General features: G+C 78.4%; 17 protein-coding genes. 12 read left to right on the forward strand and 5 right to left on the reverse strand.

From position 1 onward, the window contains the following. The first annotated feature begins 25 nt into the window (after positions 1-25). Both J0910_RS03085 and J0910_RS03090 read left to right on the forward strand, forming a co-directional pair. Positions 26-943 carry an SPFH domain-containing protein gene (locus tag J0910_RS03085; protein WP_420156982.1) on the forward strand — a complete coding sequence of 306 codons (918 nt, stop codon included), beginning with the start codon at positions 26-28 and terminating at the stop codon, positions 941-943. A 16-nt stretch (positions 944-959) separates the two neighbouring features. Next, on the forward strand, positions 960-1214 hold the full coding sequence (locus J0910_RS03090; protein WP_420156983.1) for a type II toxin-antitoxin system antitoxin: 255 nt from the start codon (positions 960-962) through the stop codon (positions 1212-1214). Between the two features lie 398 nt (positions 1215-1612). Here J0910_RS03090 and J0910_RS03095 read toward each other — a convergent pair whose 3' ends face one another. Together J0910_RS03095 and J0910_RS03100 are read right to left on the reverse strand one after the other, a co-directional pair. Further along, a complete protein-coding gene (locus J0910_RS03095) occupies positions 1613-3622 on the reverse strand; it encodes a sensor histidine kinase (RefSeq protein WP_420156984.1) in 2010 nt (669 codons plus the stop codon). After that, positions 3603-4319 (reverse strand): response regulator transcription factor, encoded by a 717-nt coding sequence (locus J0910_RS03100; protein WP_420156985.1) that lies wholly within the window; start codon positions 4317-4319, stop codon positions 3603-3605. Before J0910_RS03100 ends, J0910_RS03095 begins: the two co-directional genes overlap by 20 nt. Positions 4320-4492: 173 nt before the next feature. On the opposite strand from J0910_RS03100, the gene J0910_RS03105 reads away from it, so the two are divergent. The 3 genes from J0910_RS03105 (at position 4493) to J0910_RS03115 (ending at position 7558) form a co-directional block, all read left to right on the forward strand. After that, positions 4493-5221 carry a L,D-transpeptidase family protein gene (locus J0910_RS03105; RefSeq protein WP_420156986.1) on the forward strand — a complete coding sequence of 243 codons (729 nt, stop codon included), beginning with the start codon at positions 4493-4495 and terminating at the stop codon, positions 5219-5221. A gap of 46 nt (positions 5222-5267) precedes the next feature. Continuing rightward, positions 5268-5576 carry a hypothetical protein gene (locus J0910_RS03110; RefSeq protein WP_420156987.1) on the forward strand — a complete coding sequence of 103 codons (309 nt, stop codon included), beginning with the start codon at positions 5268-5270 and terminating at the stop codon, positions 5574-5576. A gap of 464 nt (positions 5577-6040) precedes the next feature. After that, positions 6041-7558, forward strand: coding sequence for an amidohydrolase (locus J0910_RS03115; RefSeq protein WP_420156988.1), 1518 nt, complete (start codon positions 6041-6043; stop codon positions 7556-7558). A 214-nt stretch (positions 7559-7772) separates the two neighbouring features. Here the strand turns inward: J0910_RS03115 and J0910_RS03120 are convergent, their stop codons facing one another. The 3 genes from J0910_RS03120 to J0910_RS03130 all read right to left on the reverse strand — a co-directional run bounded on the left by J0910_RS03120 (position 7773) and on the right by J0910_RS03130 (position 10399). Next, on the reverse strand, positions 7773-8237 hold the full coding sequence (locus J0910_RS03120) for a hypothetical protein (protein WP_420156989.1): 465 nt from the start codon (positions 8235-8237) through the stop codon (positions 7773-7775). 257 nt (positions 8238-8494) lie between these two features. Further along, positions 8495-9253, reverse strand: a complete 759-nt coding sequence (locus J0910_RS03125) for a putative protein N(5)-glutamine methyltransferase (RefSeq protein ID WP_420161876.1) — start codon at positions 9251-9253, stop codon at positions 8495-8497. 288 nt (positions 9254-9541) lie between these two features. Next, positions 9542-10399 carry a TetR/AcrR family transcriptional regulator gene (locus tag J0910_RS03130; RefSeq protein WP_420156990.1) on the reverse strand — a complete coding sequence of 286 codons (858 nt, stop codon included), beginning with the start codon at positions 10397-10399 and terminating at the stop codon, positions 9542-9544. Positions 10400-10551: 152 nt separating this feature from the next. Between J0910_RS03130 and J0910_RS03135 the strand changes: the two genes are divergently transcribed. From J0910_RS03135 to J0910_RS03165, 7 genes are all read left to right on the forward strand, one after another. Then, positions 10552-11244 carry a GTP cyclohydrolase II gene (locus J0910_RS03135; protein ID WP_420156991.1) on the forward strand — a complete coding sequence of 231 codons (693 nt, stop codon included), beginning with the start codon at positions 10552-10554 and terminating at the stop codon, positions 11242-11244. Further along, positions 11231-12037 (forward strand): inositol monophosphatase family protein, encoded by an 807-nt coding sequence (locus J0910_RS03140; protein WP_420156992.1) that lies wholly within the window; start codon positions 11231-11233, stop codon positions 12035-12037. Before J0910_RS03135 ends, J0910_RS03140 begins: the two co-directional genes overlap by 14 nt. Then, positions 12024-13367, forward strand: coding sequence for a CDP-alcohol phosphatidyltransferase family protein (locus J0910_RS03145; RefSeq protein ID WP_420156993.1), 1344 nt, complete (start codon positions 12024-12026; stop codon positions 13365-13367). The genes J0910_RS03140 and J0910_RS03145 overlap by 14 nt, the downstream gene beginning before the upstream one ends. A gap of 1 nt (position 13368) precedes the next feature. Beyond that, positions 13369-14343 (forward strand): zinc-dependent alcohol dehydrogenase, encoded by a 975-nt coding sequence (locus J0910_RS03150; protein ID WP_420156994.1) that lies wholly within the window; start codon positions 13369-13371, stop codon positions 14341-14343. A gap of 34 nt (positions 14344-14377) precedes the next feature. Then, positions 14378-14776 (forward strand): 6-pyruvoyl trahydropterin synthase family protein, encoded by a 399-nt coding sequence (locus J0910_RS03155; protein ID WP_420156995.1) that lies wholly within the window; start codon positions 14378-14380, stop codon positions 14774-14776. 47 nt (positions 14777-14823) lie between these two features. Then, positions 14824-15936, forward strand: coding sequence for a glycosyltransferase family 4 protein (locus J0910_RS03160; protein WP_420156996.1), 1113 nt, complete (start codon positions 14824-14826; stop codon positions 15934-15936). 511 nt (positions 15937-16447) lie between these two features. After that, positions 16448-17290 carry a methyltransferase domain-containing protein gene (locus tag J0910_RS03165; protein ID WP_420156997.1) on the forward strand — a complete coding sequence of 281 codons (843 nt, stop codon included), beginning with the start codon at positions 16448-16450 and terminating at the stop codon, positions 17288-17290. Positions 17291-17740 lie beyond the last annotated feature (450 nt).

Consider the following 17740-nt stretch of genomic DNA (forward strand, 5'->3'; position numbering starts at 1 on the left):
CCACCTCGACCGTGAGGAGCACCGAATGGAAGCGGAGATCCCGCCTGCGGCGGCCGTGGAGATGCCGGAACCGCAGTACAGGGAGCGCGTCGCGTTCGGCGCCGCCGGGCTGCCCGTCGCACTGGTCTGCCTGGCCGCGGCCATCGGCGGAATCGCCCTGGGGGTGGTCGGGCTGGCCGGCGCCGCCTGGGGCCTGCTCGGGGCGGGCGCGGTGCTGCTGCTCGCCGCGGCGGTCACCGCGCTCGGGCTGACCGTCGTCGCACCCAACGAGGCGCGGGTCGTCCAGTTCCTCGGCCGCTACACCGGCACCGTCCGCAAGGACGGCCTGCGCTGGGTCAACCCGCTCACCACCCGGCGGGCGATCTCCACCCGGATCCGCAACCACGAGACCTCGGTGATGAAGGTCAACGACGCCGAGGGCAACCCGATCGACATCGCCGCGGTGGTGGTCTGGCAGGTGGAGGACACCGCCCGGGCCGCCTTCGAGGTCGACGACTTCGTGCAGTTCGTCTCCACCCAGACCGAGGCCGGGGTGCGGCACATCGCCAACCGCTACCCCTACGACGCCCACCAGGAGGGCGTGCTCTCGCTGCGGGACAACGCCGAGGAGATCACCGAGCAGATGTCCCGGGAGATCACCGAGCGGGTGGAGTCGGCCGGCGTGCGCATCGTCGAGGCCCGCTTCACCCACCTGGCCTACGCCCAGGAGATCGCCCAGGCCATGCTCCAGCGGCAGCAGGCCAGCGCGGTGGTGGCGGCCCGCCGGCAGATCGTGGACGGCGCGGTCAGCATGGTCGACCTGGCCCTGCAGCGCCTCTCCGAGCAGGAGGTGGTGGACCTGGACGAGGAGCGCAAGGCGACCATGGTCAGCAACCTGCTGGTGGTGCTCTGCTCGGACCGACCGACCAGCCCGGTGGTGAACACGGGCTCGCTCTACCAGTAGGAACGGCCTGATAGCAGTGGCCGAGCGGAAGAAGATCCTGCTCCGCCTGGACCCCGCGGTGCACGACGCACTGGCGCGCTGGGCCGGCGACGAGCTGCGCAGCACCAATGCCCAGATCGAGTTCCTGCTCCGCCGCGCCCTCAACGACTCCGGCCGGATGCCCCGCAACGCGGGCGCCATCCCCCGGCGGGGCCGGCCGGCCGGGAAGACCGGCGGCGCCGCCGGCGGCGAGGACGGCGAGGACGGCGGCGGGGGCGTACCCGGGGAGTGACCCGGGGGCGCCCCGCCCCGTGCGGCCGGGGCGTACCGGGACCGCCGTCCGGTACGGGGGCGGCCGCCCGGATCCGCGCGGTCCCCGGAACGCCGATGGGAGGCGCCCGCCCCGGCCGCCGGCGGTCGCCGCCGGGGGTGCCTCCCGGCCCCGCCCATCGCAGGGCGGGAGGGGGCCGGAGGCGGGGCGTTCCGCCCGTACGGGCCCGCTCCGCGCGCCCGGAGGCGACGGCCGCACCGCCCGGTTCGGAGAGGCGGCCGCCCGGGGCGGTTCCGGCCGTCCTCCCAAGGGAGGCAGGGCGGCACCGGCCCCCGGAGCGGCCGGGTCCCTTTCCCGTGCGGCCCGGTGTCCGCGCAGGCCGGCGCGGTGGTCCGGGCGGTGCGGGGCGGGGGCTCCGGTCAGCGGCCGGGGCCCGCGGCGGGCTCCCGGGGGCCGGAGGCGCCCTCCGCCGGGCCGGTAGGGCCGCCGAGGGGGACGCGGACGGTGAACGCCGCGCCGCCGCCGGGGGCGTGCGCCGCGCCGGCGGCGCCGCCGTGCAGCTCGGCGATGTTGCGGACGATCGCCAGGCCCAGGCCGCTGCCGCCGGTCCGGCGGTTGCGCGACTTGTCCGCCCGCCAGAACCGGCCGAAGACGTGCGGCAGGTCCTCCGCGGAGATCCCGCTCCCGGTGTCGACCACCTCGATCAGCGCGTCCCCGCCGTCCCGGCGGCCGCGCACCGTCACCGCCCCGCCCTCCGGGGTGTGCCGGATCGCGTTGCCGACCAGGTTCCCGATGGCCTGCAGCAGCCGGGCCCGGTCGGCGATCGGCACCACCCCCGGCTCGGTGTCGGCCGCCAGGCGCACACCGGCGCCCTCCGCGGTCAGCGAATGGCTCGCCACCGCCTGGCCGACGAGCCGGTCCAGGTCGACCGGCTCCAGTGCCAGGTCGAGCCGGCCCGCGTCGGCCAGCGCCAGGTCGCGCAGGTCGTCGATGATCCGCTGGAGCAGCAGCGTCTCCTCGACCAGCATCGCGGTGCGGTCCGGGGAGAGCTCGGTGACGCCGTCCTGCGCCGCCTCCAGCCAGCCGCGCAGGTTGCTCAGCGGGGTGCGCAGCTCGTGCGAGACGTCGCTGATCATGTCCTTGCGCTGCCGCTCCAGCCGGTCCAGGTGCTCGGCCATCTCGTTGAACGCGGCGGCCAGCCGGCCGATCTCGCCGGAGTCGCGCACCTCCACCCGGCGCGCGCCGGCGCCCGAGCCCATCCGCCGCACCGCCGTGGTCAGCGAGCGCACCGGGCGGACCAGGCGGGTCGACACGGCGACGCTCACCCCCACCGTCAGCACCAGCACCAGCAGCGCGACCCCGCCGATCCGGAGCCACCCCTCGGAGGAGAGCGAGATGCCCATCGGGGACGCGTCGCCCGGGTCGTCGATGAAGAGCAGGGCGCTCGGCGCCACGTACGAAGCGAGCTGGGCGCGGCGGCTCTCGTCGACGCAGGAGGCGATGCGCGGGTCGATGCCGGCGGACCCGTCGGCCTCCGCGCCCGGGTCCGGCACCAGGGACGGCTCCGAGGGCGCCGCCACCGGCGGCGTGGGCGTGGGCGAGGGCCGCTCCTCCCCGCCGCCCCACGGCGCCCCCGGCCTCTGCTCCGGCGGGGCGAAGTCCGGGACCTCGAAGAAGTCGCCCTCCCCGGTCGAGGGGTCGATCGTGTACACCGCCTCCAGGCCGGAGGGCTCCAGGCAGCTCCGGATGAGCGTGTTCAGGTCCTTCAGCGCCTCCTCCTCGGTCTCGGTGGGGGCCGAGAGCGCGTCCTGGCCGCAGGAGGGGTCGTAGAGGTCCGCCTCCTCCTCGGGCAGCCCGACGAACGGCCGCCCGCTGGGGGACTCCTCCACCCGGGCGTCGATCCCGTAGGAACCGGCCAGGCAGGACGCGGCCCACTCGGCGGCCTCCCGGAGCCTCTCCCGCTCCCCGGCCGGCAGCTCGAACGGGCCGACCGCCCGCGGGTCGATCCGGTCCGCCCCCTCCGCGGCGGAGGAGACGTCCACCGCCAGCGGGTCCACCACCGACGACGCGCGCGGCGGCAGCGGGGCGCCGGCGTCGTCGGAGTCGGCCAGCGGCGCCCGGTTCTCCGTGGTCAGCACGATGCGCCGGCCGGTCTCCCCGGCGAGCCGGTCCACCACCGGCTGCACCCCGCCCCAGGAGGTGTGCTGCGCCGCGTACCCCAGCAGGGCGTCGTTGATCCGGGTGTCCACGGCCAGCGTCTCGCCCTGGTCGACGCTGATCGACTCCGAGGCGCCCTGCGCGGTCAGCCACGCCGTCGCGGTGATGGAGCAGACCGCGACCAGCGCGGAGCTGGCCATCAGCCGGGCGAGCAGGCTGTGCCGGAGCGGGACGCCGGTGGCCCGGTGCCGGTTACGCCGTGCCCTCGGCACGCAGGTCCCCGTTGAGCTTGTAGCCGACCCCGAACACGGTCACCAGCCAGCGCGGCGACCGCGGGTCCGGTTCGAACTTCTTGCGCAGGTTCTTCACGTGCACGTCGATGCTGCGCTCGGTGATGAACCGGTCGATGCCGTGGATGTGCTCCAGCAGCCGGGACCGGGTGAACACGTGCCCGGGGCGCGCCGCCATCGCGGCGAGCAGCTGGAACTCGCCCGGGGTGCATTCCACCGGGGCGCCGTCGAAGTGCACGGTGTACCGGGACGTGTCCACGGTGAGCGGCCCGGCGCGGAGCACCGTGTCGGCGGCGCGGGCGGATGAGGAGCGCCGGGCCCGGCGGAGCAGGGTGCGCACCCGGGCCATCAGCTCGCGCGGGCTGTAGGGCTTGGTGACGTAGTCGTCCGCGCCGAGGTCAAGGCCGTCCAGCAGGTCTTCTTCGGTGGAGCGGGCGGTGAGCATCAGCAGCGCGACGTCGTCGGAGGCGGCGCGCAGCGCCCGGCAGGCCTCCCGGCCGTCCAGCACCGGCATCATCACGTCCAGGATCACCAGGTCGGGTCCGCTGCGGTGGAACTCGGCGAGAGCGGCGCGCCCGTCGTGCACGACGGACGCGGTGTGCCCCTCGTGCTCCAGGTAGCGCCGGACCAGCTCCGCCTGGTTGGCGTCGTCCTCGGCGATCAGCACGTGCGCGCACACCCTCGGGGCCTCCTGCGGTTCTGTCCGGTATCGACCGATGCTAGGCCACGCCGGCGGGGCGACACGGCCTTCACACCGCGCGCTCACGACCTCCTCACATCGGGTGGCCAGAGTGGAGGCCGTTCCGGCGCGGAATCGTGCCGGAGAACCCCCGGCAGACCTGGACGGAGACCATGCCCCGAACCCCCGCCGCCGTGCTCGGCGGTTTGTCGGCCGCGGTCGTGCTGCCGGCCGCGCTGACCGCCTGCGGTGCGGGCGGCGAGCCGGGGCCGCCGGGCGGCGAGGGCGCCGCCCCGGAGGCCGCGGGAAAGGCGCGGATCGCCACCGCGATCGGCGAGGAGGTCGACGTCCGCGACGGACCGGACGGCAAGCCGGTCGAGACCCTCGCCAACCCGAACGACCTCGGCGCCGAGCGGGTGTTCCTGGTCGAGCGGGCCGAGGGCGACTGGCTGGAGGTGCTGCTGCCGATCCGGCCGAACGGCGGCACCGGCTGGATCCGGCGGGACGAGGTGGAGCTCACCTCGACCGCCTTCCGGCTGGAGGTCGACATGGACGCCTTCTCCTTCTCCGTGCTCGACGGGGAGGAGGAGGTGCGCGGCGGCGAGATCGCCATCGGCGTGGAGGACACCCCCACGCCGCCCGGCCGGTACTACTTCACCGAGCTGCTGGAGCCCCCCGACCCGGACGGGGAGTACGGCGCCTACGCCTTCGGGCTCAGCGGCTTCTCCCCGACCCTGGAGACCTTCGCCGGCGGCCCGGGCCAGCTCGCGGTGCACGGCACCCCGGACGAGTCGGTCCTGGGAACCGAGGTCAGCCACGGGTGCGTACGGGTCTCCAACGACGACATCGCCTGGATGGCCGGGCACCTGCCGCTCGGCACCCCCGTCGAGATATCCGAGTGACCTCCGGCGCCGACGCCGGAGGACCCCCGCTCTGAAAGGACATCGCATGCGATTCACCGGATTCCTGCTCGCCGCCGCGCTGGCCGCCGCCGCGCCGGTCGGCGCGGCCCCCGCCTTCGCGGGGGACGGCGCCCCGCCCGCGGTCCCCGCGGACCCGTCCGCCGCCCCCGTCGAGCCGAGCCCGGCCCCCGGGGAGGACTCGCCCGTCGAGCCGAGCCCCGGGGAGGACTCGCCCGTCGAGCCGAGCCCCGCACCGGGCGAGGGGACGGTCCAGCCGAGCCCGGCCCCCGGCGGGGACGTGCCCGAGGCGGGCCCCGCCCAGGCCCTGCCCAAGGAGCCCGCCTACACGGGCTGACCCACCGACCCCGGCGGGGGAGAGGCGCGTCGCCTCCGCCGGTCGCGCCGCGGCCGGGCGAAGGACGCACCGCCCGGCCGCGGCCCATGCGGCCCCGGACGGCGGGTACCGCGGGCCGGTACCCGGGACGCCGGGAGGGCCCCGGCCTTCCCGCGTCTCCGCGGGTCGCCGCCCCTGCCCCTGCCGCCGAGCGGGAGGGGGCCGGGGTGCCCGGGAAGCGGGCGCGGGGCCCGCTTCCCGGGTCCTTGACCGTTGATGGGAAAAGGCGGTGGGCGCGGAAGAACACCGCCTCACCCGCCCTTCCCCCGATGATCTTGACGTTGCGGGCCTATCAGAGCGCTCTGATAGGCCCGCAACGTCAAGATCATCGCCCGGGGGCGGGCCGGGGCCGGGCCCTGTCGGCACCCGGCCGGTGCGGCAGTATGGCACCGGTGCAGCGCCGACCGAGCCGCCCGGGAGGGGACATGCCCGATCGAACCGAGGAGACCGCCCGGCCGGAGCCCGGCCTGCTGCTGCGCGGGGTGCGCCGCGGGCCGCGCGGCCCGCTCCGGGACGTGCGGATCCGGGGCGGCAGGGTCGCCGCGATCGAACCGCCCGGCGCCCGCGCCGACGGCGAGGAGCAGATCGAGGGGCGCGGCGGCACGCTGCTGCCCGGACTGGTCGACGCGCACGCGCACATGGGCCAGTGGTCTGAGCACCGGCGCCGGGTGCCGCTGGGGCACGCCGCCTCGGCCGCGGCCGCCGCCGACGCCGTCCGGGACGCGGTCCGGGAGCGCGGCGCCGCCCCCGGCGAGCTCGTGGTCGGCGCGGGGCTCCGCGACGCGATGTGGCCCGACGCCCCGCACAAGGACCTGCTGGAGCGGGCCGCCCCCGGGGTGCCGGTCGCGCTCATCGCCAACGACCTGCACATGTGCTGGCTGAGCCCGGCCGCGCTGCGGCTGCTCGGCCGGGACCACCCCACCGGGGTGTTCATCGAGGGCGCGTGCATGGAGGTCACCGCGGCGCTGCCGAGCGCACCGGAGGAGGTGCGCGACACCCGGGTGCTGGAGGCCGCCGACGCCGCGGCGGCGCGCGGCGTCACCGGCGTCGCCGACTACGAGCTCGCCGACACCGCCGCCGACTGGCTGCGCCGCGCCGGGCGGCGCACCCCCGTGGTCCGGGTGGCCTGCGTGATCGCCCGCCCCCTGCTGGACACCGCCATCGAGCGCGGCCACCGCACCGGGCTGGCGCTCCGCCCGGACGGGCTGCTCACCGTCGGCCCGTTCAAGCTGTTCACCGACGGGTCGCTGAACACCCGGACCGCCTACTGCGACGACCCCTACCCGGACGCCGGGCCGGGCGCGCCGCACCGGTTCGGGGTGCTGGAACTGCCCCCGGAGGAGCTGGTGCCGCTGATGCGCAAGGCCGCCGCGCACGGCCTGCACCCCGCGGTGCACGCCATCGGCGACGGCGCCAACCGGATCGCGCTGGACGCGTTCGCCGAGGTCGGCTGCGCCGGGCGGATCGAGCACGCGCAGCTGCTCCGCCCCGGTGACGCCGAGCGGTTCGCCCGGCTCGGTGTGGTCGCGAGCGTGCAGCCGGCGCACGCCCCCGACGACCGGGACGTCGCCGAGCACCACTGGCGCGGCCGGACCGGTCGCGCCTTCCCCTACGCCGACCTGCTCGCGGCCGGTGCCCGGCTGGAGATCGGCTCGGACGCCCCGGTCGCGCCGCTGGACCCCTGGGACGGGATCGCCTCCGCGGTGGCCCGGACCGACGACGAGCGGCCGCCCTGGCACGCCGAGCAGGCCGTCCCGCTGGCGGCGGCGCTCGCCGCGGCCGCGGGCGGCCGCTCCGAGGTCCGCCCGGGGGACCCCGCCGACCTGGTGCTCACCGGGGCCGATCCGGCCGAGACGCCCCCGGCCGACCTGCGCTCGATGCCGATCCTGCTCACCCTGCTGGCCGGCCGCCCGACCTTCCGCTCGGAGCGGCTCGACCGCTGAGCGAGGCGGGCCCGGCGGCGGCCTCGGCGCCCTCGCCGCCCCGGCCGTCTTCAGGGCGGCGAGGGCGCGGAGGCCGCCGCGGGACGGGGTCCGCGCGGGGGCGCCGGCCGGCGCGGCGGAGGCCTGCGCGGCCCTGCGCGGGGCGGTCCCGCCCCCGCCGGTCCCGGGCGTGCGCCGGGCCCGCCGGCGCGGGGCCCGGTGGACCCCGCGCCGGTCACCTCCGGTGCAGGGCGCGGGAGAGGCCCAGCGCGACGAGGCCGCTGATCAGCCCGACCAGTACACCGGTGACCAGGCTGCTCACCATCGACGCCCCGCGCAGCACCAGGTCCTCGGCGGCGGGGGAGAGCGTCCCGGCCAGCTCGCCGCCGAGCTCGGGGGCGCCGGCGGCGAACGAGTGGCTCCACAGCACCTGGTGCACCGCGCCGAGCAGCACCCCGTAGACCAGGCCCACCGCGAGCAGCGCCACCAGCGGGTTGGGCACCCGCTTCCGCAGCACCACCGCGATCCAGGCCGCGAGCGGGACGAACACCAGTACCGCGTTGACCGCCTGAGGGGGCGGTCCGAGGTCGTGCGCGACCACCCGGGGCACCCCGAGCAGCGCCAGGCCGAAGATCCAGGGCAGGGAGAGGCCGAGAAAGCGGCCCCGCCCCGTGTTCCTCTCCGCGTCCGCCGTCGCCATCGCCGCCCTCTTCCTTCCGCCGGTTGCGTTCCCGGTGACGCTAGGCGGAGGGCGGGCGGCGCGGCGTCCGCCTGCGGTGGACTCCCGGTGTCATCCCCGGGATGGACGCGGGACGCCCGGCGCCGCCCGGGTACTCCGCGAGGGGGAGCGGGCCGGACCCCGGCCGGGCGCCCCGGCCGGCGTCCCCGGTCCCGGGGCCCCGACCCGGTGCCCGGACGGGGCCGCGGCGCCGGGACCGGCCGCGGGCGGCGCAGCGGCTACGGAAGGACGCCGACGACCGCGGTCGCGTCGAGTTCATCGTCCTCGACGGCCTGCGGGACCAGCCCGGCCCGGGTGAAGATGTCGCAGGTCATCGGGGCCTGCCGGGTGCTGGTCTCGATCAGCAGCGCCCCGCCGGGGCGGAGCCAGCCGGGTGCGGCGGCGGCCACCCGGCGCTGCACGTCCAGGCCGTCGGCGCCGCCGTCCAGGGTGGCGAGCGGTTCGTGGTCGCGGGCCTCCGGGGGGAGCGTCCCGATCGCCCCGGTGGGGACGTAGGGGGCGTTGGCCGCGACCACGTCGATCCGGCCGCGCAGCCGTTCCGGCAGCGCGTCGAAGAGGTCGCCCAGGTGCACCCCGCCCGCGCCGTCCAGGTTGCGGCGCGCGCAGTCCACCGCGACCGGGTCGATGTCGGCGGCGTGCACCTCGGCGCCGCCCACCGCGGCGAGCAGCGCCGCGCCGACGGCGCCGGAACCGCAGCACAGGTCGACGGCGACGCCGCCGGGGCGGAGCAGCGCGGCCGCCCGCGCGGCGAGGAACTCGGTGCGCCGCCGGGGGACGAACACGCCCGGCCCCACGCTGATCCGCAGGCCGGCGAATTCGGCCCAGCCCAGCAGGTGCTCCAGGGGGAGTCCGGCGGAGCGGCGCTCCACCAGGGAGGCGAGCAGCTCGGGGGTCTCGGCCGCTTCGACGAGCAGCAGGGCCTCGTCCTCGGCGAAGACGCAGCCGGCCGCGCGGAGCCGCTCGGCGGTCGCGGCCAGGACGGGGGCGGGCGGGAGGCCCGGAGGAGGGGAGAAGAGGGGGGACGGAGAGGACGCTGCAGAGATGCGGGTCACCGCGGAGAGCCTTTCAACGCAGGGCGAAGGGTGCTCTCCCGTCCTCCTAGCGGAGGCGGGCCGCGCGGTCGCGAGGCGGGAGCACCCGGCCTGTACGGATAGGAACGGGTCTCACCTCCTCGGTCGGTCCGTTTCCGGTCGCCGCCGAGGTTAGCACGCACCCCTGCGGGGCCCGGCGCGGCGGTGCCGGCTCGGCGGTCCGGGGCAATACGGCTAGGGCCGCTCCTCCGCGAGCAGGGTGCGGCGGACCTCCTCGATGCGGGCGTCGTCGAAGACCGCGTCCGGGTCGGGCTCGATCAGGGCGCTGAACAGGGCGCCGAGGCCCAGGCCGGGCTGGGACCACTCGGCCTCCTCCGGGGCGCCGAACGGGTTGGCGGGGGCGGTGCCGGCGATGATCTCCGGGGTGGAGGGGACCATGATGACCAGGCCGCGGACCACCGCGTTGGCGAGTCCGGCCAGGGTGGCGTAGGAGGCGCCGCTCTCCGGGCGCACCCTGAGGCCGAGCAGCCCGGCCATCCGCCGGTAGGTCTCGGCGAGGCGGGCGGAGACGTCGCGCTCCGAGGCGGCGAGCGCGGACCGCACCTCGTCCCGGAGCTCCCCCTCGGGGAGGCTGAGGAAGGTCGCGTGCAGGGCGAGGTAGGTGCGCCACTGCGGCGACCGGTGGAAGGTCTCCACCTCCCGGAGCGCCCCCTGGCGGGCCACCTCGGCGATGAGCGCGACGCGCCGCTCGGGGACGCGCAGCCAGTCCAGCCGGTCGAGGACGATCCGGCGGACCGCGGCGAGGGCCCCCGGGGCGCTGCCGGAGATCGCCGGGTCGGAGCCGCGGGCCAGCTCCTTGAGCAGGTCGCTGAAGAACAGGTCCTTGTAGGGCCAGCGCCGGTAGACCGCGCTGCGCGACACCCCGGCGTCGCGGATGACGTCCTCCAGCCCGATGTGCTCCAGGCTCACCGTCAGGCCGCTCTCCTCGACCATCTGCTTCGCGGTGTCCAGCATCCGCCGCTCGGTCTCGGCGTCGGACAACCGGCGGCGCCGCCGCGTCGGCCCCAGGCCCGCCCGCTGGTCCCCGCCCATGGGCTTCCTCCCCCAAATGAGATATGGTGTCCCAAGTTTCGAGTATCGAATCCTGAGTCTACGACTCCGCCGGGCACGCTACCAGCGCGAAGCCGGGTAGGAATCCACGGCGGTACGATCCACGGCCCGGTTCCGCGAACCGAGGGGGGAAGATGCGCGAACACGCACTCGACCTGGGCGACGTCGCCGAATCCGACCTGGTGACCCGGCGCGGAACGTTCCGCGCCGTGGCCTTCCGGGACCCGGTCGACGGGCACGAGCACATGGCCCTGGTCCGCGGGGACCCGGCCGCGCGGGAGGCCGCCCTGGTCCGGGTGCACTCCGAATGCATGACCGGGGACGTGTTCGGCGCGGTGCGCTGCGAGTGCGGCGACCAGCTCGGCGCGGCCCTGGACGCGATCGCCGAGGAGGGCGCCGGGGTCCTGGTCTACCTGCGCGGACACGAAGGGCGCGGGATCGGCCTGGTGGCCAAGGTGCGCACGCACATCCTCCAGGACGAGCAGGGCCTGGACACGGTCGACTCGGCCACCTCCCTCGGCCTGCCGGTGGACGTCCGCGACTACGGGCCGGCCGCCCGGGTCCTGCGCCACCTCGGCATCGGCGCGGTCCGGCTGCTCTCCAACAACCCGGACAAGACCGAGGCGCTGCGCGCCCACGGCATCGAGGTCGCCGCCCGGGTCCCGCTGCTCGCCCCGGTGCACGACGGGAACGTCCGCTACCTCACCGCCAAGCGCGACCGGCTCGGCCACGACCTGCCGAACCTCGGACCGGACCCGGTGGAGGGCGGTGCCGGGCACGCCCCGGCCGCCCCCGCCGAGGAGGGAGGCCGCGGTGCACGGCCCTGACGGCCCCGTCGGCCTGCTGCCCCTCGCCCGCGAGGCGGTCGCGCGCGCCCGCCGCACCGTCCGCTCGCGCGGCCCCGCCGCGGTCACCGCCAAAGGCGACCGCGACCTGGTCACCGACGTCGACTTGGCGGTCGAGGAGGAGGTCAGGTCCTTCCTGGCGCGCGAGACGCCGGAGATCGGCCTGCTCGGCGAGGAGCACGGCCTCAGCGGGGCGCCCGCCGGCCCGCGCTGGGTGCTCGACCCGATCGACGGCACCGCCAACTTCGCCCGCGGCATCCCGCTGTGCGCGGTCTCGCTCGGCCTGATCACCGGTGGGCGCAGCGTGCTCGCCGTCATCGACCACCCGTTCCTCGGCGCCGTCTACACCGCCGTGCAGGGCGGCGGGGCGCACGCCGACGGCGCGCCGATCCGGGTCTCCTCCGAGACCGACCCGGCCCGCGCCGCCGTCGCGATCGGCGACTTCGCCCGCGGCGAGGGGGCCGCGGAGCGGAACCGGGTCCGGCTGGCGCTGATGGACCGGCTCGGCGGCCGGGTGCAGCGGCTGCGCATGTTCGGCGCGGCGGCGATCGACCTGGCGTGGACGGCCTCCGGGCGGATCGACGCCGCGGTCATCCTGGCGAACCTGCCCTGGGACACCTCGGCCGGCGCGCTGCTGGTGCGCGAGGCGGGCGGCCTGGTGCTGGACGCCGACGGGAGCGAGCACACCGCCGACTCGGCGGCGACGATCGCCGTCGCCCCCGGCCTGCGCGGGATGCTCCTGGACGAACTGGGGAGGGCGCGTGCGGCCGGTTAGCGCAGCGGACGGGGCGACCGCCGGCGGTGCGGCGCCGGACCGGGGCCCGCGCGGCGGCCCGGCCCGGACCGGGATCGGCCCGGTCGCCGGCGCCGCCGCCCAGCCGGTCCTGCTCGGGCTGGTCTGCGCGGCCATCGGGCTGGGCGCGGTCGGCTGGCTGGCCGGGCTGGGCTACGCGGCGGCGCTGTGCGCGCTGCTGGCGGCCGCGGTGCGCCGCTCGGGCGCGCGCCCGCTCAGCCCGGCCGACAAGGTCACCCTGGCCCGCGCGGTGCTGGTCGGCGGGGTCGCGGCGCTCGTCGCCGACCGCGCGCTCGACGGCGCCGCCGGCACCGACGGCCCGGCCGCGCTGGCCATCGCCGTGCTCGCCGCGGCCGGCCTGGTCCTGGACGGGGTGGACGGCAGGGTGGCCCGGCGCACCGGGACCTCCTCGCCGCGCGGGGCCCGCTTCGACATGGAGGTCGACGCCTTCCTCATCCTGGTGCTGAGCCTGCACGCCGCGCTCTTCCTCGGCCCGTGGACGGCGGCGATCGGCGCGATGCGCTACGCCTTCGCCGCCGCGGCGCGGGTGCTCCCCCGGCTCCGCGGCGAACTCCCGCCGAGCCGGGCCCGGAAGGCCGTCGCGGTGCTGCAGGCGGTGGCGCTGATCGCCGTCGCCCCGGACCTGCTGCCCCGGCCGGCCGCGGCCGCCGTCGCGGGCCTGGCGCTGGCGCTGCTGGCCTGGTCCTTCGGCCGCGACGTGCGGTGGCTGTGGCGCGCCGGGCGGGCGGAGCCCGGCCCGGACCGGGCCGGCGGAGGGGCGGCGGGGGCGCGGACCGGCGCTTTCCGGCCGGCGGGGGGCGGTACCGGTGCCCGCCCGCCGGCGGGGAGCGAGGCTCCCCCCGGCTCGGCGAGCGGCGGGGAAAGGCGGAGCGGCGCCGGTGGGCAGGTGCGCGGCGGCGTCCGTACGTCGGCGGGGGGCGGCGCTCCTCCGGACCCTCGGAGCGGCGGTCCGCGAAGGGGGCGGGGAGGCGCTCCGCCGGTGGCAGGGAGCGAGGCCTCCCCGGAGTCTTCGAGCGGCGGGGAAATGCGGAGCGGCGCCGGTGGGCAGGTGCGCGGCGGCGTCCGTTCGCCGGCGGGGGGCGGCGCTCCCCCGGACCCCCGGAGCGGTGCCGAAGCGCGGAGCGGCGCCTTCAGGGAAGCGCGGGCCGGCGCCCCGCCGGCGCGGAACGGCGCCGCTCCGACGCCCCGGAGCAGCCCCCTCCCGAAGGCGCGGGGCGGCGGCCTTCCTGAACCCGGCCGGACCGGGGCGGCCGCGGGCCGCCCCCGGCGGGCCGGCCGGACGGAGGGCTGACATGGCGGAGACCGCGCACGCGTTCTGGATCGCCGCCCCCGGGCGGGGCGAGATCCGCGCCGTCGAGCTGCCCGAGCCCGGACCCGGCGAGGTCCTGGTGCGCACCCGCTACACCGGCGTCAGCCGGGGCACCGAGGAGCTGGTCTTCCGCGGCGGCGTCCCGGAGAGCCAGCACCGCGCGATGCGCGCCCCCTTCCAGGAGGGCGAGTTCCCCGGGCCGGTCAAGTACGGCTACCTCAGCGTCGGAACGGTCGAGCACGGACCGCCGCACCTGCTCGGCCGGGACGTCTTCGCGCTCCACCCGCACCAGACCCGCTTCGTCGTCCCGGCCGGCGCGGTGACGCCGCTGCCGGACGGCGTGCCGCCGCGCCGCGCCGTGCTGGCCGGCACCGTGGAGACCGCGGTCAACGCGCTCTGGGACGCGGCTCCGCTGCTCGGCGACCGGGTGGCGGTGGTCGGCGGCGGGATGGTGGGCTGCTGCGCCGCCCGGCTGCTGGCGCGCTTCCCCGGCGTCCGGGTCCAGCTCGTGGACACCGACCCGGACCGCGCCGCGGTGGCCCGCCGGCTGGGGGCCGAGTTCGCCCTGCCCGAGCGCGCCCGCGGCCACTGCGACCTGGTTCTGCACGCCAGCGCCACCGAGGAGGGGCTGGCCCTGTGCCTGCGGCTGCTCGCCGCAGAGGGGGAGGTCGTCGAGCTGAGCTGGTACGGCGACCGCAGCGTCGCGCTCCCGCTGGGCGAGGCCTTCCACAGCCGCCGGCTGGCGATCCGCGCCAGCCAGGTCGGCACGGTCTCCCCGGCGCGCGCTTCCCGGCGGACCTTCGCCGACCGGATGGCCCTGGCCCTGGAGCTGCTCGCCGACCCCGCCTTCGACGCGCTGATCACCGGGGAGAGCGCCTTCGGCGAGCTGCCCGCGGTGATGCCCCGGCTCGCGGACGGGTCGCTGCCCGCGCTGTGCCACCGGATCGCCTACCCCTGACGCCCGCCCCGACCAGACGACGAGGAGTCGGCTCTTGTTCAGTGTCACCGTCCGCGACCACGTGATGGTCGCGCACAGCTTCCGCGGCGAGGTGTTCGGCCCCGCCCAGGCGCTGCACGGCGCCACGTTCGTGGTCGACGCGGAGTTCCGCCGGCCGGAGCTCGACGCCGACGGGGTGGTCGTCGACATCGGGCTGGCCTCCCGGGAGCTCGGCGCGGTGCTCGCCCCGCTCAACCACCGCAACCTGGACGAGGTGCCGGAGTTCGCCGGGGCCAACACCACCACCGAGTTCCTCGCCGGGGTGGTCGCCGACCGGCTCGCCGAGCGGATCGCGGCCGGCGCCCTCGGCGCCGGCGCGCACGGCCTGACCGGGCTGGCGGTCACCCTGCACGAGTCGCACGTGGCCTGGGCGACCTGCGAGCGGGACCTGTGACCCCGCCGCGGGCCCCGGACGGCTGCGGGCCCCCGGGCCCGGTCCCTGTGGCCGCGGCGAGCGCGCCCGTCGCCGTGGTGCTGCCCGCCGGGGCGGACGACCCCGCCGGGCTGAGCGGGGGAGACCTCTACGACCGGCGGGTCGTCTGGGGGCTGGCCGAGGCGGGGCGGCCGGTCCGCGAGCACCGGGTCCCGGGGAAGTGGCCGGACCCGGGCCCGGCGGACCGGGCGGAGCTGGCCCGCGCCCTCGCCGCCTGCCCGGACGGCTCCGTGGTGCTCGCCGACGGGCTGCTCGCCTGCGCCGCGCCGGACATCGCGGTGCCGGAGGCGGGCCGGCTGCGCATCGCGGTCCTGGTGCACCTGCCGCTGGCCGACGAGACGGGACTGGCGCCCGCGGCCGCCGCCGGCCTGGAGGCCCGCGAGCGGGAGGTGCTGCGGGCGGCGGCCGCCGTGGTGGCGACCGGGCCGTGGGCCGGCCGGGAGCTGGCCGCGCGGTACCGGCTGCCCGCCGACCGGGTGCACGTCGTCCCGCCGGGCACCGACCCGGCCCCTCCCGCTTCCGGAACCGACGGGGCCTCCGGGCTGCTCTGCGTCGCCTCGGTCACCCCGCGCAAGGGCCACGACCTGCTGGTCGAGGCGCTCGCCGCCGTCGCCGACCTGCCCTGGGAGTGCCGCTGCGCCGGCCCGGCGGAGCGCGCCCCGGAGTTCACCGCGGAGGTCCTCGGACGGGTCGCCCGGCACGGCCTGGGCGGCAGGGTGCGCCTGGCCGGTCCGCTGGCCGGCGCCGAGCTGGAGGCCGCTTACGCCGCCGCGGACCTGGTGGTGCTGCCGTCCAGGGCGGAGACCTTCGGGATGGCCGCCGCCGAAGCGCTGGCGCGCGGCATCCCGGTGCTGGCCGCGGCGGCGGGCGCGCTCCCGGAGACCATCGGCCGCGCCCCGGGCGGGGACGTGCCGGGCCTTCTGGTGCCGCCCGGCGACGCCCCGGCGCTCGCCGCGGCGCTCCGCCGCTGGCTCACCGGTACCGCCCTGCGGCGCCGCCTCCGCCGCGCGGCCCGCCTCCGCGCCCCGGAACTCGGCGCCTGGCCGGAGAGCCTGGCCGCGATGTCCGCGGTCCTGGACACCGTCGCCGCCGCGCCGCTGCGAGGGGAGGGCCCGCGATGAGCGCGCCAGAGGTCCGCGGCCGCCCGGGGCGGGCGCCGGCGTGCGCCGGGCGGGGCGGACCGGAGGCCCGGTCGGCGGCGGGGGCACCGGAGGGCTGCGGCCGTCCGGTGCACGTCGGGCGGGCCGCCGCCCGCCGGGGGGCGGACCTGCGGAGGCGGCCGCCGGTCGGCGGTACCGGGGGCGCGGGCGGGGGGCGGCGCGCTGGACGCACCGCCTCCGGTTCCGGGGGTGCCCGCGGCCGCCGGGGCCGGGTGCCGGCCGGTGCGGGATGCCCGGTCGGGGCGCCGACGCGCGGCGGGCGGGGCGGCCCGGAGCGGGAGGGCGCGCGTCCGCCGGACGGCCGCCCTCCGGCCGGGACCGGGCGGGCGGCGGCCGCCGCCCGGAGCGGAGGCGAGGGAGGCCCGTTCGGGCGGCCGACCGCTCCGGGGCGCGGCGGATCGGGCACCGGCGCCTTCGGGTCTGCGGAGCGTGCGGCCGCCCTGGACCGGCCGGCCGCGGAAGGCGGTCGGCGATGAGCGGCCCGGACCCCTCCGGATACGCCCCGGACTGGTTGGCGCTGCGCGAGCCGGCCGACGCGGAGGCCCGTTCCGCCGAGCTGGCGGCGGTGGTGCGGGAGCGGCTCGCCGGGCGGGTTCCCGGGCCGCTGCTCGTCCGGGACCTGGGGTGCGGGACCGGTGCGATGGCGCGGTGGCTGGCCCCGCGGCTGCCGGGGCCGCAGCGCTGGGTGCTCTACGACCGGGACCCCGCCCTGCTCGCCCGCGCGGCGGCCGCCGCTCCGCCGCACGCGGACGGCGGGCCGGCGGTCGGGGTGGAGGTGTGCGAGGCCGACCTGGCCGCGCTGGGCGCACCGGACCTCGCCGGTGCCGGGCTGGTCACGGCCTCCGCGCTGCTCGACCTGCTGACCGGGGACGAGGTCGCGGTGCTGGCCGCGGCGTGCACCGGGGCCGGGTGCGCCGCGCTGATCACCCTGTCGGTGGCCGGCCGCGTCGAACTCGACCCGGCCGACCCGCTCGACGCGGACGTCCGGGCCGCCTTCAACGCGCACCAGCGGCGGGCCCGCGGCGGCCGCCGCCCCCTCGGTCCGGACGCCCCCGGCGCCGCCGCCCGCGCCTTCCGGGAGCGCGGTGCCGAGGTGCTGCTCCGCCCCAGCCCGTGGCGGCTCGGCCCGGACCGCCCGGGGCTGCTCCGGACCTGGCTGCGCGGCTGGGTCGCCGCCGCCGTCGAGCAGGCCCCCGAGCTGGCCGGCGCCGCCGCCCCCTACCTGGACCGCCGGACCGGCCAGTGCGAATCCGGTCGGCTGCGCGCCACCGTCCACCACACCGACCTGCTCGCCCTTCCGCCGGGTCGGCGCTGATGCTCCGCCCGCGCGGCCCCGGGGCCGCGCGGGCGGCGCCCCGGAGAGCGGGGCCGGCGGGGAGGGGCGTGCCGTCCGCATACCGCGGCCGGAGGCCCCCGGAAGTGCGGCGGCGGGACGGGAAGGGGCGGCCGCCCCTTCCCGCGCTGCGCTCTGTCGCGCCGGCCGGTCCGCCCGCTCCGGGCCGGCCGGTTCGGCGGGTGGGGAGGCGCGGGCGGAGGAGGGGCGGTTCTCCCTCTCTCCGTCCGCTTCCGTCTGCGGCGGCCCGCCGCGCCGGCCGCTCCGCCCGTTCGGACCGCCCGCGCGGGTGCCCTTGCGGCACAGGTCCGGGAGGGGAGGCGGCCGTCCGGGGTGTCTCCGGCCGCTCCGGTGGGCGGGCGGCGCGGCCGGCGGCCGTCCACAGGGTGGGGAATCCCCTCGCCGGAGGCGCCCCCGTGCGGAGAGGATCGT

This window comes from Nocardiopsis oceanisediminis, assembly GCF_048595525.1.
GTDB lineage: Bacteria > Actinomycetota > Actinomycetes > Streptosporangiales > Streptosporangiaceae > Nocardiopsis_A > Nocardiopsis_A oceanisediminis.